The sequence below is a fragment of the Streptomyces sp. NPDC048637 genome (assembly GCF_040650675.1).
Taxonomy (GTDB): domain Bacteria; phylum Actinomycetota; class Actinomycetes; order Streptomycetales; family Streptomycetaceae; genus Streptomyces.
In genome coordinates this window covers 23,675-39,278 of sequence record NZ_JBEZHQ010000048.1, presented here as the reverse complement: position 1 = coordinate 39,278, position 15,604 = coordinate 23,675, and the positions used below count along the sequence as shown (strand labels likewise).

16 protein-coding genes are annotated in these 15,604 nt (G+C 70.5%); 15 read left to right on the top strand and 1 reads right to left on the bottom strand.

Annotation, left to right across the window (positions count from 1 at the left end; genetic code table 11):
• The first annotated feature begins 4 nt into the window (after window positions 1-4).
• The 13 genes from AB0C46_RS36110 to nusB all read left to right on the top strand — a co-directional run bounded on the left by AB0C46_RS36110 (window position 5) and on the right by nusB (window position 12,998).
• Complete coding sequence (locus AB0C46_RS36110; RefSeq protein WP_362833219.1) at window positions 5-349, top strand: DUF6167 family protein; 345 nt, start codon at window positions 5-7, stop codon at window positions 347-349.
• Window positions 349-3,018 carry an alanine--tRNA ligase gene (gene alaS / locus AB0C46_RS36105; protein ID WP_362833217.1) on the top strand — a complete coding sequence of 890 codons (2,670 nt, stop codon included), beginning with the start codon at window positions 349-351 and terminating at the stop codon, window positions 3,016-3,018. Before AB0C46_RS36110 ends, alaS begins: the two co-directional genes overlap by 1 nt.
• Window positions 3,019-3,032: 14 nt before the next feature.
• Entirely contained in the window at window positions 3,033-3,497 is a 465-nt protein-coding gene (ruvX, locus tag AB0C46_RS36100) for a Holliday junction resolvase RuvX (protein WP_362833256.1), read from the top strand.
• Window positions 3,498-3,625: 128 nt separating this feature from the next.
• Window positions 3,626-5,311 (top strand): endolytic transglycosylase MltG, encoded by a 1,686-nt coding sequence (gene mltG, locus AB0C46_RS36095; RefSeq protein WP_362833215.1) that lies wholly within the window; start codon window positions 3,626-3,628, stop codon window positions 5,309-5,311.
• A 9-nt stretch (window positions 5,312-5,320) separates the two neighbouring features.
• Complete coding sequence (locus tag AB0C46_RS36090) at window positions 5,321-6,148, top strand: shikimate dehydrogenase (RefSeq protein ID WP_362833213.1); 828 nt, start codon at window positions 5,321-5,323, stop codon at window positions 6,146-6,148.
• A 148-nt stretch (window positions 6,149-6,296) separates the two neighbouring features.
• The gene (aroC, locus tag AB0C46_RS36085; protein ID WP_362833211.1) at window positions 6,297-7,481 is read left to right on the top strand and encodes a chorismate synthase; all 1,185 of its coding nucleotides are present in this window, start codon (window positions 6,297-6,299) and stop codon (window positions 7,479-7,481) included.
• The gene (locus AB0C46_RS36080; RefSeq protein WP_362833209.1) at window positions 7,478-8,035 is read left to right on the top strand and encodes a shikimate kinase; all 558 of its coding nucleotides are present in this window, start codon (window positions 7,478-7,480) and stop codon (window positions 8,033-8,035) included. The genes aroC and AB0C46_RS36080 overlap by 4 nt, the downstream gene beginning before the upstream one ends.
• On the top strand, window positions 8,032-9,123 hold the full coding sequence (aroB, locus tag AB0C46_RS36075; RefSeq protein WP_362833207.1) for a 3-dehydroquinate synthase: 1,092 nt from the start codon (window positions 8,032-8,034) through the stop codon (window positions 9,121-9,123). Before AB0C46_RS36080 ends, aroB begins: the two co-directional genes overlap by 4 nt.
• Window positions 9,124-9,149: 26 nt before the next feature.
• Complete coding sequence (gene aroQ, locus AB0C46_RS36070) at window positions 9,150-9,599, top strand: type II 3-dehydroquinate dehydratase (RefSeq protein WP_362833205.1); 450 nt, start codon at window positions 9,150-9,152, stop codon at window positions 9,597-9,599.
• Window positions 9,600-9,860: 261 nt separating this feature from the next.
• The gene (locus AB0C46_RS36065) at window positions 9,861-10,751 is read left to right on the top strand and encodes a Pro-rich N-terminal domain-containing protein (RefSeq protein ID WP_362833203.1); all 891 of its coding nucleotides are present in this window, start codon (window positions 9,861-9,863) and stop codon (window positions 10,749-10,751) included.
• Between the two features lie 73 nt (window positions 10,752-10,824).
• Entirely contained in the window at window positions 10,825-11,931 is a 1,107-nt protein-coding gene (locus AB0C46_RS36060; protein ID WP_362833201.1) for an aminopeptidase P family protein, read from the top strand.
• 66 nt (window positions 11,932-11,997) lie between these two features.
• A complete protein-coding gene (gene efp, locus AB0C46_RS36055; protein ID WP_030076436.1) occupies window positions 11,998-12,564 on the top strand; it encodes an elongation factor P in 567 nt (188 codons plus the stop codon).
• Between the two features lie 2 nt (window positions 12,565-12,566).
• Entirely contained in the window at window positions 12,567-12,998 is a 432-nt protein-coding gene (gene nusB / locus AB0C46_RS36050) for a transcription antitermination factor NusB (protein WP_208685959.1), read from the top strand.
• Window positions 12,999-13,202: 204 nt separating this feature from the next.
• Here nusB and bldD read toward each other — a convergent pair whose 3' ends face one another.
• Complete coding sequence (gene bldD / locus AB0C46_RS36045) at window positions 13,203-13,703, bottom strand: transcriptional regulator BldD (RefSeq protein ID WP_018087605.1); 501 nt, start codon at window positions 13,701-13,703, stop codon at window positions 13,203-13,205.
• A 221-nt stretch (window positions 13,704-13,924) separates the two neighbouring features.
• Here bldD and pyrR point away from each other — a divergent pair, with 221 nt between their 5' ends.
• Entirely contained in the window at window positions 13,925-14,515 is a 591-nt protein-coding gene (gene pyrR, locus AB0C46_RS36040) for a bifunctional pyr operon transcriptional regulator/uracil phosphoribosyltransferase PyrR (RefSeq protein WP_018087604.1), read from the top strand.
• A gap of 93 nt (window positions 14,516-14,608) precedes the next feature.
• Window positions 14,609-15,604, top strand: coding sequence for an aspartate carbamoyltransferase catalytic subunit (locus AB0C46_RS36035; protein WP_018087603.1), 996 nt, complete (start codon window positions 14,609-14,611; stop codon window positions 15,602-15,604).

Below are 15,604 nucleotides of genomic sequence, written 5' to 3'. Positions count from 1 at the left end.
AGCGATGTTCCGCCGCGCATTCTGGTTCACCACCGGCGCCGCCGCCGGCGTGTGGGCCACCAACAAGGTCCACCGCAAGCTGCGCAAGCTGCAGCCCGACAGCCTCGCCGCACAGGCCGCGGACAAGGCCGTCGAGACCGGACACCGGCTGCGCCAATTTGCATTGGACGTACGGACCGGAATGGCGGACCGTGAAGAGCAGCTGCACGACGCCCTGGGGCTCGGCGAGCCGAACGAGGTCCGTGAGCTGCCCGCGCCGCGTCGCGCGGTGCTCGAACCGCAGTACCGAACCACGAGAACAACCGGACACACCGGTCTGACCGGACCGACTGGAAAAGAGGACCACTGATGGAGTCGGCTGAAATCCGCCGCCGCTGGCTGCGCTTCTTCGAAGAGCGTGGGCACACCGTCGTGCCGTCGGCGTCGCTCATCGCGGACGACCCGACGCTGCTGCTCGTCAACGCGGGCATGGTCCCCTTCAAGCCGTACTTCCTCGGCGAGGTCAAGCCGCCCGCCCCGCGCGCCACCAGCGTCCAGAAGTGCGTCCGTACGCCGGACATCGAAGAGGTCGGCAAGACCACCCGGCACGGCACGTTCTTCCAGATGTGCGGCAACTTCTCCTTCGGCGACTACTTCAAGGAAGGCGCCATCAAGTACGCCTGGGAGCTGCTGACCGGCTCGCAGGCCGACGGCGGCTACGGCCTCGACCCGGAGAAGCTCTGGATCACCGTCTACCTGGACGACGACGAGGCCGAGCGCATCTGGCACGACGTCGTCGGGGTGCCCAGGGAGCGCATCCAGCGCCTGGGCAAGAAGGAGAACTACTGGTCCATGGGCGTCCCGGGCCCCTGCGGCCCGTGCTCCGAGATCAACTACGACCGTGGCCCGGAGTTCGGCATCGAGGGCGGCCCGGCCGTCAACGACGAGCGGTACGTGGAGATCTGGAACCTGGTCTTCATGCAGTTCGAGCGGGGTGCGGGCACCAGCAAGGAGGACTTCGAGATCCTCGGTGACCTGCCCAGCAAGAACATCGACACCGGCCTCGGCCTCGAACGCCTGGCGATGATCCTGCAGGACGTCCCGAACATGTACGAGACGGACACCCTGCGCGTCGTCATCGACAAGGCCACCGAGCTGACCGGCGTCCACTACGGCACCTCCCACGACAGCGATGTCTCGCTGCGCGTGGTCGCCGACCACATCCGTACGTCCACGATGCTCATCGGCGACGGTGTCACCCCCGGCAACGAGGGCCGCGGCTACGTCCTGCGCCGCATCATGCGCCGCGCCATCCGCAACATGCGCCTGCTCGGCGCGAGCGGACTGGTCGTCGGCGAGCTGCTGGACGTGGTCATCAAGACCATGGGCCAGCAGTACCCGGAGCTGCTGGAGGAACGCCGCCGCATCGAGACCGTCGCCCTCGCCGAGGAGGCCGCCTTCGTCAAGACGCTGAAGGCCGGCACCAACATCCTCGACACCGCCGTCACGGACACCAAGGCCGCCGGCAGCTCGGTCCTGCCCGGCGACAAGGCCTTCCTGCTCCACGACACCTGGGGCTTCCCGATCGACCTCACCCTCGAAATGGCCGCCGAGCAGGGCCTTTCGGTGGACGAGGACGGCTTCCGCCGCCTGATGAAGGAGCAGCGGGAGCGCGCCAAGGCCGATGCCCAGGCCAAGAAGAGCGGCCACGCCGACCTGTCCGCCTACCGTGAGGTCGCCGACAAGTCCGGTAGCACGGAGTTCACCGGCTACAGCTCCACCGAGGGCGAGTCCACGGTCGTCGGCCTCCTGGTCAACGGCGCCCCGGCCCCCGCCGCCCATGAGGGCGACGAGGTCGAGGTCGTCCTGGACCGCACCCCCTTCTACGCCGAGGGCGGCGGCCAGCTCGCCGACACCGGCCGGATCAAGCTGGACTCCGGCGCCGTCGTCGAGGTCCGTGACGTCCAGCAGCCGGTGCCCGGGGTCACGGTCCACAAGGGCGCCGTCCAGGTCGGCGAGGTGGTGCTCGGCTCGGCCGCGTACGCCACCATCGATGTCACCCGCCGGCGCGCCATCGCCCGCGCCCACAGCGCCACCCACCTCACCCACCAGGCGCTGCGCGACGCCCTCGGCCCCACGGCCGCGCAGGCCGGCTCGGAGAACTCCCCGGGCCGCTTCCGCTTCGACTTCGGCTCGCCGGCCGCCGTGCCGGGCGGGGTCCTCACGGACGTCGAGCAGAAGATCAATGAGGTGCTCTCGCGTGAGCTCGATGTGCACGCCGAGGTCATGAGCATGGACGACGCCAAGAAGCAGGGCGCCATCGCCGAATTCGGCGAGAAGTACGGCGACCGCGTCCGGGTCGTCACCATCGGTGACTTCTCCAAGGAGCTGTGCGGCGGCACTCACGTCCACAACACCGCTCAGCTGGGCCTGGTGAAGCTGCTCGGCGAGTCCTCCATCGGCTCCGGCGTACGCCGCGTCGAGGCGCTGGTCGGCGTGGACGCCTACAAGTTCCTGGCCCGGGAGCACACCGTCGTCTCCCAGCTCACCGAGCTGGTCAAGGGCCGCCCGGAGGAGCTGCCCGAGAAGATCTCCGGTGTCCTGGCCAAGCTGAAGGACGCCGAGAAGGAGATCGAGAAGTTCCGCGCCGAGAAGGTGCTGCAGGCCGCCGCGGGGCTGGCCGACGGCGCCAAGGACGTCCGCGGGGTGGCGCTGGCCGCCGGGCAGGTCCCGGACGGCACCTCCGCCGACGATCTGCGCAAGCTGGTGCTGGACGTCCGCGGCCGGATCCAGGGCGACCGTGCCGTCGTCGTGGCGCTGTTCTCGGTCGCCAACGGCCGCCCGGTGACGGTCATCGCCACCAACGAGGCCGCCCGCGAGCGCGGTATCAAGGCCGGTGACCTGGTCCGTACGGCCGCCAAGACGCTCGGTGGCGGTGGCGGCGGCAAGCCGGACGTCGCCCAGGGCGGCGGTCAGAACCCCGCCGCGGTGCCCGAGGCCATCGAGGCCGTCGAGCGCCTCGTCGCCGAGGCGGCCTGACGCGCGTGAGTGAGATGCGACGCGGACGGCGCATCGCCGTGGATGTCGGGGATGCCCGGATCGGGGTCGCCTCGTGCGACCCCGACGGGGTCCTCGCCACCCCCGTCGAGACCGTGCCGGGACGTGATGTTCCGTCAGCGCACCGTCGGCTCAAGGCGATCGTCGAGGAGTACGAGCCCCTCGAAGTCGTGGTCGGCCTGCCCCGCTCCCTCAGTGGGGGAGAGGGGCCGGCCGCGGCCAAGGTCCGGGCCTTCGCCCAGGAAATGGCCCGGAACATCGCCCCCATAGCGGTCCGGCTGGTCGACGAGCGGATGTCGACGGTCACGGCCACCCAGGGCCTGCGGGCCTCGGGCGTCCGGAGCAAGAAGGGCCGCTCGGTGGTCGACCAGGCGGCCGCGGTGGTCATCCTGCAGAGCGCGCTGGAGACCGAACGCGTCTCCGGGGAACCTCCGGGCGAGAGCGTCGAAGTGGTCATCTGATCGCGGTACGGTAACGTTCCGCGCGATGTGCGGCGTTCGAACAGCCGCGCGTGCAAGTAGAGGCGGATCGGGTACAGCAAGGACGCGCTGCCAGACCGAGTGCACCGCCTCTCGGCTCTAGGGGATCGATGACCGAGTATGGCCGGGGCTACGGCTCCGAACCGTGGCATCCCGAGGACCCGCTCTACGGAGACCAGGGTTCCTCCAGAGGCCAGGAGCAGCAGCCTCAGTGGGACGGACACCAGGCCCACCGGTATCCCCAGCAGCAGGCTGACCCGTATGCCCAGCAGCACTACAACGGCGGCTGGGACGGTGCGCAGGGCGGGCAGTCGCCGTACGACCCGTACGACCCCTACGGGCAGCAGCCGCCGGCCGACCCGTACGGCGGGACGGGTTCCGACTACTACGCCGCTCCGGACGCCTATCCGCCGCCGCAGGCCCAGCAGCTGCGGCAGCCGGGTATGCAGGGCCAGCAGGGGATGCAGCAGCAACAGCAGTACCAGCAGCCGCCGCACCCTCAGCACCCGGAGCCGCACTACGACGACGGCACCGGTGCCGGCGACGACTGGCGGGCCGATCCGGAGCCGCGCGAGCCGGAGCCGGAGCATGCGTTCTTCGCGGACCACGGCGATGACGACGGCCGTGACGACCTCGACCCGCGCGAGGACGGCCGGGGCGGCCGCGAGCGCCGCGGGAAGAAGAACAAGAAGAACAAGAAGAACAAGCGACGCAGCGGCCGGGCCTGCCTGGTCGTCACCCTGTTCTTCGCCGGAGCCGTCGGCACCGTCGGCTATTTCGGCTATGACTTCATCATGAGCCACCTCGGCTCGGCCCCCGACTACGAGGGCGAAGGAACCGGCGAGGTCCAGGTCGACATCCCGGAGAATTCCACGATCCTGCAGATGGGGCTGGCCCTCAAGCGTGCAGGCGTGGTCAAGAGCGCTGACGCCTTCTCCGAGGCCGCTACCGACAGCAAGAAGGATAAAGTCCTGCAGCCCGGGACATATTCCCTGCGCAAGCACATGTCCGCGGCCTCGGCCGTCGAGCTGATGGTGGACCCCAAGAGCCGCAACGGCCTCACGATCCGTGAGGGGCTGCGCTCCGGCGACGTCTACAAACTGATCGACACGAAGCTCCACCTCAAGAAGGGCACGACCAAGGACGCCGCCGAGGCCGAGACCAAGAGCCTCGGGCTGCCGTCGTGGGTCAAGAGCTCGTCGAAGCTGAAGGACCCGCTGGAGGGCTTCCTCTATCCGTCGACCTACAGCGTCGGTGAGAAGGCCAAGCCGACGGATGTTCTGAAGCAGATGGTCTCCCGGGCGAAGCAGGTGTACGCGAATTACGACCTGGAGGCGAACGCCAAGAAATTCCATCTGAAGTCCCCGTTGCAGCTGATTACTGTCGCCAGCCTCACCCAGGCCGAGGGTATGACGCACGATGACTTCCGGAAGATGGCGGCGGTCGTCTACAACCGGCTCGACCCGAGTAACACGGACACCAACCAGAAGCTCGAATTTGACTCGGCCTTCAACTACCTGAAGAATCAGAGTAAAATCAATATCAGTACGGACGAGATCCGGAACTACGACGACCCGTACAACACCTATTTCTATCGAGGTCTGCCACCCGGCCCGATCGGAAACCCCGGGGACGATGCCTTGAAGGCGACGGTCAACCCGGACAAGTCCAACAGGTGGCTCTACTTCATTTCGGTCGATGGGAAGAAGACGGACTTCACTACGAATCTCACCGATCACATGAAGCTTGTCAGGGAATTCAACAAGCGACAGCAAGCGCAGAAGAACGCGAACTAAGGCCGGGTCGTGTCGGATACGAAGAAGGCGGCGGTCCTCGGATCGCCTATTGCGCACTCCCTCTCGCCGGTGTTGCACCGAGCCGCATACGAGGCATTGGGGCTGCGGAATTGGACGTATGGCCGGTTCGAGGTTGACGAGGCGTCACTGCCCGGTTTCTGTGCGGGGCTTGGCCCGGAATGGCGTGGGCTTTCGCTGACCATGCCGCTGAAGCGAGCGGTGATGCCGCTGCTCGACGAGGTCAGCGACGTCGCTGCCTCCGTTGAGGCCGTCAATACGGTGGTCTTCACCGACGACGGGCGTCGTCTCGGCGACAACACCGACATCCCCGGCATGATCGCCGCGCTGCGTGAGCGCGGGGTGCGGCAGGTCGAGCGGGCGTCGGTCCTGGGTGCCGGAGCCACCGCCTCCTCGGCGCTCGCCGCGCTCTCCCGGATCTGCACCGGCGAGGTCACCGCGTATGTCCGCAGCGCGGCGCGTGCCGACGAGATGCGCGGCTGGGGCGAGCGGCTCGGGGTCACGGTCCGCACCGCCGCCTGGGAGGACGCCGCCGCGGCCTTCGAGGCACCGCTGACCGTCGCCACCACCCCGGCAGGGACCACCGACGCGCTCGCCGCCGCGGTCCCCGACCGGCCCGGCACGCTCTTCGATGTGCTTTACGAGCCCTGGCCGACGGCGCTGGCCGCGGCCTGGGCCGCCCGCGGCGGCGCCGTGGTCGGCGGCCTCGACCTGCTGGTCCACCAGGCCGTACTGCAGGTGGAGCAGATGACGGGCCGGTCACCGGCGCCGCTGGCCGCGATGCGCACGGCAGGTGAGGCGGCGCTCGCCGCCCGCTGACGCTCCGTACCGGGCCCGGTCGGCCCGGTCCGTCCCGTACGTCCCCGCGCGCCCGGTCCGCACCCTGGACTGGGCGCCGGTCGTCCCGTGCGACGTGGGAGGATCGGGGGAAGACCGTACGCGGATGAGCAGTACATGAGGAGCACCGTTGAGCAGGTTGCGCTGGCTGACGGCGGGGGAGTCGCACGGCCCCGCACTCGTGGCGACGCTGGAGGGCCTTCCGGCCGGAGTGCCGATCACCACGGAGATGGTGGCGGACGCGCTGGCCCGGCGCCGGCTCGGCTATGGCCGCGGTGCCCGGATGAAGTTCGAGCAGGACCAGGTGACCTTCCTGGGCGGGGTGCGGCACGGTCTGTCGCTGGGCTCTCCGGTGGCCGTGATGGTCGGCAACACCGAGTGGCCCAAGTGGGAGCAGGTCATGGCGGCCGACCCGGTGGACCCGGAGGAGCTGGCCGCGCTGGCCCGTAACGCGCCGCTGACCCGTCCCCGCCCCGGCCACGCCGACCTCGCCGGGATGCAGAAGTACGGCTTCGACGAGGCCCGCCCGATCCTGGAGCGCGCCTCCGCCCGCGAGACCGCCGCCCGGGTCGCCCTCGGCGCGGTCGCCCGTTCCTTCCTCAAGGAGACGGCCGGTATCGAGATCGTCTCGCACGTCGTCGAGCTGGCCGCGGCCAAGGCCCCGTACGGAGTCGTCCCCAAGCCCTCCGACGTCGAGAAGCTGGACGCCGACCCGGTGCGCTGCCTGGACGCGGACGCGAGCAAGGCGATGGTCGCCGAGGTCGACCAGGCCCACAAGGACGGCGACACCCTCGGCGGGGTCGTCGAGGTGCTGGCCTACGGCGTGCCGGTGGGCCTCGGCTCGCATGTGCACTGGGACCGGCGTCTGGACGCCCGGCTGGCCGCCGCCCTCATGGGCATCCAGGCGATCAAGGGCGTCGAGGTCGGCGACGGCTTCGACCTGGCGCGGGTGCCGGGCTCGAAGGCCCATGACGAGATCCTCTCGACCGACGACGGGATCAAGCGCAGCTCGGGCCGCTCCGGCGGCACCGAGGGCGGGCTGACGACCGGCGAGCTGCTGCGGGTGCGCGCCGCGATGAAGCCGATCGCGACGGTGCCGAAGGCGCTGGCGACCATCGATGTGACCACCGGTGAGGCGGCCAAGGCGCACCACCAGCGCTCGGACGTCTGCGCCGTGCCTGCCGCCGGCATCGTCGCCGAGGCGATGGTGGCCCTCGTGCTGGCGGATGCGGTGGTGGAGAAGTTCGGCGGCGACAGCGTGCCGGAGACCCGCCGCAATGTGCAGAACTTCCTCGACAACCTGGCGATCCGATGACGTCGCCGGCCGTCGTGCTGATCGGCCCGCCCGGGGCCGGCAAGTCGACGGTGGGTGCACTGCTGGCCGAGCGGCTGGGCGTCGGCTACCGGGACACCGACGCCGATATCGTCGAAACGGCCGGCCGGCCGATCGCCGAGATCTTCATCGACGAGGGCGAGCCGCACTTCCGCGACCTGGAACGGGCCGCGGTACGTGCCGCGCTCGACGGCCACCCGGGAGTGCTCGCGCTCGGCGGTGGCGCCATCCTCGACGACGGCACCCGCAAGCTGCTGACCGGACTTCCGGTGGTCTTCCTGGACGTCCAACTCGCGGACGCCGTCAAGCGGGTGGGCCTCGACGCGCCCCGCCCGCTGCTGGCCGTCAATCCCCGCAAGCAGTGGCGCGAGCTGATGGAGCGCCGCCGTCCGCTGTACACCGAGGTCGCGCGCGCCGTGATCGCCACGGGGGAGCGGACCCCCGAGCAGGTCGCCGAGGCGATCCTGGACGCTTTGGAGCTACGCCAGGCCGCGGGAGACGCCCCGCAGGCCGCCCACAGGGAGGAACAGGCATGACGGAGCAGGCCACCCGTATCCAGGTCGGCGGCACGGCGGGCACCGATCCGTACGAGGTGCTCGTCGGGCGGCAGCTGCTCGGTGAACTCCCCGGTCTGATCGGCGAGGGCGTCAAGCGCGTGGCGGTGCTGCACCCGGAGGCGCTGGCCGCCACCGGCGAGGCGCTGCGCGAAGACCTGGCCTCCCAGGGCTACGAGGCGATCGCCGTCCAGCTGCCGAACGCCGAGGAGTCCAAGACCGCCGAGGTCGCGGCCTACTGCTGGAAGGCGCTCGGCCAGTCCGGCTTCACCCGCAGCGATGTGATCGTCGGCGTCGGCGGCGGCGCCACCACCGACCTGGCCGGCTTCGTCGCCGCGACCTGGCTGCGCGGGGTGCGCTGGATCGCCGTACCGACCACTGTGCTCGGCATGGTGGACGCGGCCGTCGGCGGCAAGACCGGCATCAACACCGCCGAGGGCAAGAACCTCGTCGGTGCCTTCCACCCGCCGGCCGGTGTGCTCTGCGACCTGGCCGCGCTGGACTCGCTGCCGGTGCACGACTACGTCTCCGGTCTGGCCGAGGTCATCAAGGCCGGCTTCATTGCCGACCCGGCGATCCTCGACCTGATCGAGTCGGCCCCGGAGGCCGCCAAGCGCCCGGACGGTGCGCACACCGCCGAGCTGATCGAGCGGGCGATCCGGGTCAAGGCCGAGGTGGTCTCCGCGGACCTCAAGGAGTCCGGTCTGCGCGAGATCCTCAACTACGGCCACACCCTGGCGCACGCCATCGAGAAGAACGAGCGCTACAACTGGCGGCACGGCGCGGCCGTCTCCGTCGGCATGGTCTTCGCCGCCGAACTCGGCCGGATCGCCGGCCGGCTGGACGATGCCACCGCCGACCGGCACCGCTCCGTCCTGGAGTCCGTCGGGCTGCCGCTGACCTACCGGGGCGACCAGTGGCCCAAGCTGCTGGAGACGATGAAGGTCGACAAGAAGTCCCGCGGCGACCGGCTGCGCTTCATCGTCCTGGACGGCCTCGCCAAGCCGACCGTCCTGGAGGGCCCGGACCCGGCCATGCTGCTCGCGGCACACGCGGAGATCGCGGCGTGAGCCAGGGTGAGCGGAAGGGGCACGGCATGAGCGGCAAGACCCGCCGGGTGCTCGTCCTCAACGGGCCCAACCTCGGCCGGCTGGGATCCCGTGAGCCCGACGTCTACGGCGCCACCTCCTACACCGGGCTGGTCGAGGAGTGCACCAGGCTCGGCAAGGAGCTGGGGTTCGAGGCCGAGGTCCGGGAGACCAACGACGAGGGGGAGATGATCCGCTGGCTGCACGAGGCCGCCGACGGATCGATTCCGGTCATCATCAACCCCGGTGCCTTCACGCACTATTCGTACGGCATGCGGGATGCGGCCGCCCAGCGCACCGCCCCGCTGATCGAGGTGCACATCTCCAACCCGTACGCCCGCGAGGAGTTCCGCCACAATTCGGTCATCGCGGCCATCGCCAGCGGTACGGTCGCCGGCTTCGGCATCGGCTCGTACCGTCTCGCGCTCCGTGCGCTGGCCGAGGAACTGAGCGGCTGACGCCCCCTCGGGCACACCCCGGCGCCCCCGGCCGTTCCTGCCGCGAGCGCCGGGGGCAGCAGGCCCGCCGGCCGCGTCCGGGAGGGTACCGTTCGCAGCGGTACCCTCCATGCCGACGGCCGTGGGGCACAACGGCCCCTCCGGGCCGGTGGGTTACCGCACGACGCACCGGGCAGACGGGCCCGGCGCCTGGGGGCACCACCCGGCGTGAGCCGGGGGAGCACCGCACCACGTCGACCGCACGAGACGGAGAGCCACCGGATGCAGTACGCAGTGGGGGCTCCGCTGCCACCGCCCCACGGGCAGGCATCAGGACCCGGGGCCGCCATGCACTGGACGCCCAACCCGGGAGGGCACACCCCGGGAGGGCACACCCCGCCCACCTCGCCGCAGGCCCCTCCGGTCCCGCCGCCGGCTCCCGCTGCCCCGCCGCCCGCGCAGCAGCCCGCCCCCGGCCAGGGCTGGCACGGGCCCACTCCCCAGCAGGCCCCGCCCACCCCGCACAGCACGGACATCACCGGCCAGGTGCGGCTTCCCCCGGCCGCCCCGGTGCCGCTGCCCAGCCCGCCCACCGATGCCGCACCGGACGCTGCGCATGCGGCCGTCGCGGTGCTGCTCATCGGCCCGGCCGGGGCCGGCAAGACCAGCGTGGCGCGCCACTGGGCCGACACCCGGCGGGTGCCGACCGCGCACATCAGCCTCGACGACGTCCGCGAATGGGTCCGCTCCGGTTTCGCCGACCCGCAGACCGGCTGGAACGACCACTCCGAGGCGCAGTACCGCCTCGCCCGCCGTACCTGCGGCTTCGCCGCCCGTAACTTCCTCGCCAACGGCATCTCCTGCATCCTCGACGACGCCGTCTTCCCCGACCGGCCGGTCGTCGGCCTCGGCGGCTGGAAGCGCCATGTGGGCCCCGGTCTGCTGCCGATCGTGCTGCTGCCCGGTCTGGAGATCGTTCTGGAGCGCAACGCCCGGCGCAGCGGCAACCGCCGGCTCTCCGACGAAGAGGTGGCCAGGATCCACGGGCGGATGGCCGGCTGGTACGGCTCCGGCCTGCCGATCATCGACAACTCCCAGCACGACGTCGCCACGACGGTGCGGGTGCTGGACGACGTCGTCGCCCGCAGCATCGCCAGCCCGCCCAACTGGTAGACGGTACGGCACCGGTCCCCCGGGCGGCCCCGCTCGACCGGCCGCCTCGGGGGAGTCGCCGTACGCTCGTGATATGTCCGAGTTGTACGCGGCCCGACGCACGCGTCTGCGCGACCGCGTAGCCGGGGCCGGAAGTGCCGCCGCACTGATCTCGCGCCCCGCGAACGTCCGCTACCTCACCGGCTGTGCGCCGCCGGGTGCCGCGCTGCTGCTGGGACCGGCCGACGATGTGCTGCTCTGCGGCAATCCGCTGAGCGGCGATCCCTCCGAGGGGCGCCCGGCCGAGGACGTACGGGTCTCGGTGCTGCCGACGCGTGGCGGCGACCCGGTCGTGGCCGGCGCCGACCTGGCCGCGAAGGCCGGCGCGGACATCCTGGCCGTCGAGGAACACCACCTCACCGTCACCCGGCACCGGGCGCTCTCGCAGGTCGCGCCCCGGCTGCGGCTGTCCGATCTGGCCTGCGCGGTCGAGGCACAGCGGCTGGTGAAGGACGACGACGAGATCGCCTGTCTGCGGATCGCCGCCGAGATCGCCGACCAGGCCCTGGGGGAGCTTCTCGAATCGATCCTGGTCGGCCGCACCGAGCGGCATCTCGCGCTCGAACTGGAGCGCCGGCTGGTCGACCACGGTGCGGACGGCCCGGCCTTTCCCACCTCCGTCGCGACCGGCCCGAACGCCGGCCGCCCCGGACATCTGCCCACCGACCGGCGGGTCGAGGAGGGCGACTTCCTCAGCGTCGGGCTGGGCGCCAACTATCGCGGCTACCGCTGCGAGATCGGCCGGACCTTCGTCATCGGCACCACGCCCTCGGACTGGCAGATCGAGCTGTACGATCTCGTTTTCGCAGCCCAGCGGGCCGGACGCGAGGCGCTCGCGCCGGGTGTGGAGTGCCGCGAGGTGGACCGGGTGACCCGCCATGTCCTGGATGCCGCGGGGTACGGCGAGCGGCTCGGACCGTGGACCGGGCACGGTGTGGGACTCGAAATCGATGAGGACCCTCAGTTGTCCCCTGCCGCCATGGGTAAACTGGACGCTTGCGTGCCGGTCACCGTCGAGCCGGGGGTTCACATCCCGGGCCGTGGGGGTGTCCGGATCGACGACACACTCGTCGTCCGCCCCGAGGCGGACGGCGGGCCCGAGCTACTCACGATCACGACCAAGGAGCTGCTCGCGCTGTGAGCCCCACGGCTTGCGGCGGACGGCTCCGAGGTACCCACCACCTGCAGTCCAGGAGATTCCGCAACCGTGGCTTCCACGAACGACCTCAAGAACGGCCTGGTGCTCAAGCTCGAAGGGGGCCAGCTTTGGTCCGTCGTCGAGTTCCAGCACGTCAAGCCCGGTAAGGGCCCGGCCTTCGTCCGCACCAAGCTGAAGAATGTGCTCTCCGGCAAGGTGGTGGACAAGACCTTCAACGCCGGCGTGAAGGTCGAGACGGCCACTGTCGACAAGCGCGGGATGCAGTTCTCGTACATGGACGGCGAGTACTTCGTCTTCATGGACATGGACACCTACGATCAGCTGATGGTCGACCGCAAGGCCGTCGGTGACGCCGCGAACTTCCTCCTTGAGGGCTTCGAGGCCGTCGTGGCGCAGCACGAGGGCGAGGTGCTCTACGTCGAGCTGCCGGCCGCCGTCGAGCTCGTCATCCAGCACACCGAGCCCGGCGTCCAGGGCGACCGCTCCACCGGCGGCTCCAAGCCCGCCACGCTGGAGACCGGCTACGAGATCCAGGTGCCGCTCTTCATCACCGAGGGCGAGAAGATCAAGGTCGACACCCGCACCGGCGACTACCTCGGCCGGGTGAACAGCTAACCGTGGCTGCCCGTACCAAGGCCCGTAAGCGCGCCTTCCAGATTCTCTTCGAGGCCGACCAGCGCGGTGCCGATGTGCAGTCCGTGCTCGCGGACTGGATGCGGCACGCCCGGACCGATCCACGGCAGCCGCCGGTGAACGAGTACACCCTGCAGCTGGTCGAGGGATACGCGGACCATGTCACCCGCATCGACGAGCTGATCTCCACCTACGCGGTCGACTGGGACCTGGACCGGATGCCGGCGGCCGACCGCAGCATCGTGCGGCTCGGTGCCTACGAGCTGCTCTGGGTGGACGACACGCCGGACGCGGTGGCGATCGACGAAGCGGTGCAGCTCGCCAAGGAGTTCTCCACGGACGACTCCCCGGCCTTCGTCAACGGCCTCCTCGGCCGGTTCAAGGAGCTGAAGCCGAGTCTGCGGCGCGAGGCGTAGGCGGTCGGCAGAGCGTGTGAACGGGCCCGGAGCGAGGGACAAGTGCTCCGGGCCCGTCGCATGCCCGCAGAGCGCCGTCAGGGGCTTTTGTGAGGGCACCGGCGAGTGCCCGCGAATACCGGAGCGCCCCGGGACGGCCCCGGAATGCAGAACCGCCGCCCCGGAAGCCCGGGGCGGCGGTACGTTTCTGCAGGTACGAGGGTGTCAGAGCTCCTCGTGCGACACGGCACGGCGTGCATCGGCGTCGAGCACGCCCCAGCTGATCAGCTGCTCGGTCAGCACCGAGGGCGACTGGTCGTAGATGACCGCGAGGGTGCGCAGGTCGTCCTGGCGGATCGAGAGCACCTTGCCGTTGTAGTCACCGCGCTGGCTCTGGATGGTGGCGGCGTAGCGCTGCAGCGGGCCGGCCTTCTCCTGCGGGACGTGGGCAAGGCGCTCCAGGTCGAGCACCAGCTTCGGCGGCGGCTCGGCCGCTCCGCCCGGTGTCGTGCCCGGCAGCAGCTCCTGCACCGGAACGCCGTAGAAGTCCGCCAGCTCGGCAAGGCGCTGCACGGTCACGGCGCGGTCGCCGCGCTCGTACGAACCGACCACCACGGCCTTCCAGCGGCCCTGGGACTTCTCCTCGACGCCGTGGAGAGAAAGGCCCTGCTGGGTGCGGATGGCGCGGAGCTTGGCCCCGAGCTGTTTGGCGTATTCGCTGGACATAAAACTCCCCAGACGGCTGTATCGACATGCGGCTCCGCCGCGGGCTGGTAACTCACTGTGAGGTTACGCAGCGTAATCTGACTTCGTCAAGCGGAACGGGGCAGACCCTCACCCGTCAGGGGTGCCGACGGGTCCTGGAGGGCCCCCTGGTAGCCTGGGGCGCGTAATTCCGACGTCCTTTAAGGTCCGTCCCGTGAGGCGGAGAAGGAGGTCCGTTTCATATGGACGCAAGCAGTTCCGACACGACGGCTCAGCTCCCTGCACGCCCGGTGCTCGAAGGCCCGGACATCGCGCGGATGCTCACCCGTATCGCCCACGAGATCGTCGAGCGCGCCAAGGGCGCGGACGATGTGGTGCTCCTGGGGATTCCCACCCGCGGCGTCTTCCTCGCCCGGCGACTGGCCGCCAAGCTCGAAGAGATCACCGGCCGCACGGTCCCGGTCGGCTCGCTCGACATCACGATGTACCGCGACGACCTGCGCCTGGGCCCCGCCCGCACGCTCGCCCGCACGGACATCCCCGCCGACGGCATCGAGGGCCGGGTCGTCCTGCTCGTCGACGACGTCCTCTTCTCCGGGCGCACGATCCGCGCCGCCCTGGACGCGCTGGGCGACATCGGACGGCCGCGCGCCGTGCAGCTGGCGGTCCTCGTCGACCGCGGCCACCGCGAACTGCCGATCCGCGCCGACTACGTAGGCAAGAACCTCCCCACGTCGCTGCGGGAGACGGTCAAGGTCCAGCTCACCGAGGAGGACGGCCGGGACGCCGTGCTGCTCGGCGTGAAGCACACCGCCCCGGCCGGCGAGCGATAGCGCACGGCGTACGGGCCCGGTGACCCCGGGTCCGCAGGCATGCCCGCTCAACGGACATTCCCGTACACCTCCTTCACCCACGGAGAAAACCGGATGAAGCGTCACCTCATCTCGGCCGCCGACCTCACGCGCGACGACGCCGTACTGATCCTCGACACCGCCGAGGAGATGGCCCGGGTCGCCGACCGGCCGATCAAGAAGCTCCCCACCCTGCGCGGACGCACCGTCGTCAACCTCTTCTTCGAGGACTCGACCCGCACCCGCATCTCGTTCGAGGCCGCCGCGAAGCGGCTCTCCGCCGACGTCATCAACTTCTCCGCCAAGGGCTCGTCGGTCTCCAAGGGCGAGTCGCTCAAGGACACCGCCCTCACCCTGGAGGCGATGGGCGCGGACGCCGTCGTCATCCGGCACCATGACTCCGGCGCTCCGCACCGCCTGGCGACCTCCGGCTGGATCGGCGGCTCCGTGGTGAACGCCGGTGACGGCACCCATGAGCACCCCACCCAGGCGCTGCTGGACGCCTTCACGATGCGCCGCCGCCTCGTCGGCGCCGATGCGGGACTGGGCCAGGACCTGGCCGGGCGCCGCATCACCATCGTCGGCGACATCCTGCACAGCCGGGTCGCCCGCTCCAACGTCCATCTGCTGCACACCCTGGGTGCCGAGGTCACCCTGGTCGCGCCGCCGACGCTGGTGCCGATCGGGGTCGAGCAGTGGCCCTGCGAGGTCTCGTACGACCTGGACGCCGTGGTCGCCAAGTCCGACGCGGTGATGATGCTGCGCGTCCAGCGCGAGCGGATGAACGCGGCCTTCTTCCCGACCGAGCGGGAGTACGCGCGGCGCTACGGCCTGGACGGCGACCGGATGTCGCGGATGCCGGAGCACGCGATCGTGATGCACCCCGGCCCGATGAACCGCGGTATGGAGATCACCGCCGAGGTCGCCGACTCGCCGCGCTGCACCGCCGTCGAGCAGGTCACCAACGGGGTCAGCATCCGGATGGCCGTCCTGTATCTGCTGCTGGGCGGCAACGAGCCCGCCCTCACCGCCGGCAACGGCACCAGCACCCGCACCGAGGAGAGCAAGTAA

Excerpts from the sequence above, each read along its gene's own strand:
- AB0C46_RS36110 (WP_362833219.1), top strand. The coding sequence starts at position 5 with ATGTTCCGCCGCGCATTCTGGTTCACCACCGGCGCCGCCGCCGGCGTG.
- alaS (WP_362833217.1), top strand. The coding sequence starts at position 349 with ATGGAGTCGGCTGAAATCCGCCGCCGCTGGCTGCGCTTCTTCGAAGAG.
- ruvX (WP_362833256.1), top strand. The coding sequence starts at position 3,033 with ATGCGACGCGGACGGCGCATCGCCGTGGATGTCGGGGATGCCCGGATC.
- mltG (WP_362833215.1), top strand. The coding sequence starts at position 3,626 with ATGACCGAGTATGGCCGGGGCTACGGCTCCGAACCGTGGCATCCCGAG.
- AB0C46_RS36080 (WP_362833209.1), top strand. The coding sequence starts at position 7,478 with ATGACGTCGCCGGCCGTCGTGCTGATCGGCCCGCCCGGGGCCGGCAAG.
- aroB (WP_362833207.1), top strand. The coding sequence starts at position 8,032 with ATGACGGAGCAGGCCACCCGTATCCAGGTCGGCGGCACGGCGGGCACC.
- aroQ (WP_362833205.1), top strand. The coding sequence starts at position 9,150 with ATGAGCGGCAAGACCCGCCGGGTGCTCGTCCTCAACGGGCCCAACCTC.
- AB0C46_RS36065 (WP_362833203.1), top strand. The coding sequence starts at position 9,861 with ATGCAGTACGCAGTGGGGGCTCCGCTGCCACCGCCCCACGGGCAGGCA.
- AB0C46_RS36060 (WP_362833201.1), top strand. The coding sequence starts at position 10,825 with ATGTCCGAGTTGTACGCGGCCCGACGCACGCGTCTGCGCGACCGCGTA.
- bldD (WP_018087605.1), bottom strand. The coding sequence starts at position 13,703 with ATGTCCAGCGAATACGCCAAACAGCTCGGGGCCAAGCTCCGCGCCATC.
- pyrR (WP_018087604.1), top strand. The coding sequence starts at position 13,925 with ATGGACGCAAGCAGTTCCGACACGACGGCTCAGCTCCCTGCACGCCCG.
- AB0C46_RS36035 (WP_018087603.1), top strand. The coding sequence starts at position 14,609 with ATGAAGCGTCACCTCATCTCGGCCGCCGACCTCACGCGCGACGACGCC.